The organism is Pseudomonas onubensis (genome assembly GCF_965653655.1).
In the GTDB taxonomy this organism is placed as follows: domain Bacteria; phylum Pseudomonadota; class Gammaproteobacteria; order Pseudomonadales; family Pseudomonadaceae; genus Aquipseudomonas.
The window spans coordinates 1-398 of the sequence record NZ_CBFHAZ010000327.1; the positions used below are offsets into that span (position 1 = coordinate 1).

1 protein-coding gene is annotated in these 398 nt (G+C 43.0%); it reads right to left on the reverse strand.

Annotated elements, in window-relative coordinates:
• Positions 1-31: 31 nt before the first annotated feature.
• The coding region (locus ACTD9P_RS30185; RefSeq protein WP_438870509.1) for an LmrA/YxaF family transcription factor at positions 32-398 on the reverse strand (367 nt) is incomplete at its 5' end.

Consider the following 398-nt stretch of genomic DNA (forward strand, 5'->3'; position numbering starts at 1 on the left):
CTATTTTTATAAAGAAAAGAGTAATAAAATGCTATCCTCTGTTTTGGACAATATACGGAACCTGCTTTGAAATCAGCAGCAGCGGTTCTTTGTTTTTATGAGCCAATGAAAACATGATTGCGCCTTCAATCATCGAGTTGATTGTCATCCCAAGCTTCTCCGCTTCCTCTTGTTCAAACCCATGCTCAAGAAATTTTGCCGCAAACACATCCGTCCACTTCTTGAACACCTCAACACATGTGCATCTTAACGTTTCATTGATCAGAGCGGTCTCACCCGCCAGCAATCCAACCGGCACGCCCTCAATATTCTGCGGATCATTAAACTGTTCAGCCGTTACATGAATAAAGTGCTGAATCGCTTCTACAGGGTCCGCGGATTGAGACATACTATTCTGT